This is a genomic window from Bartonella sp. W8122, from assembly GCF_016102485.1.
Taxonomy (GTDB): Bacteria; Pseudomonadota; Alphaproteobacteria; order Rhizobiales; family Rhizobiaceae; genus Bartonella; species Bartonella apihabitans.
The window spans coordinates 1-250 of the sequence record NZ_JACFOO010000008.1; the positions used below are offsets into that span (position 1 = coordinate 1).

The 250-nt window shown below is 39.2% G+C and carries 1 protein-coding gene; it reads right to left on the reverse strand.

The genetic code is table 11. The annotated features are described in order from the left end of the window. Positions 1-233, reverse strand: a 233-nt coding sequence (locus tag H3S83_RS11745; RefSeq protein WP_370541376.1) for a hypothetical protein, incomplete at its 3' end; no start/stop codon positions are given. Between the last annotated feature and the right edge of the window lie 17 nt (positions 234-250).

Sequence of the window (250 nt, forward strand, 5' to 3'; positions counted from 1 at the left end):
GCAGCTGCACCCAGAATTCCTAACAATACATTCTGTGAAAAACCGCTCTTATCTTTTATTTCTTCATAAAAAACATTGGTATCAAGAATACCGTCGCCATTATCTGTAAGCGCCTGACTGAAGTCGGTCAGCCATGACGTGCCATCATCAATAAATATCAAATTACAAATCGGTTGTCCCGAACTGAAAAAATTGTTGATCCGGACAGTTTTTCCATTAACAAAGTCAATCACCAAATCATTGCCCGAAC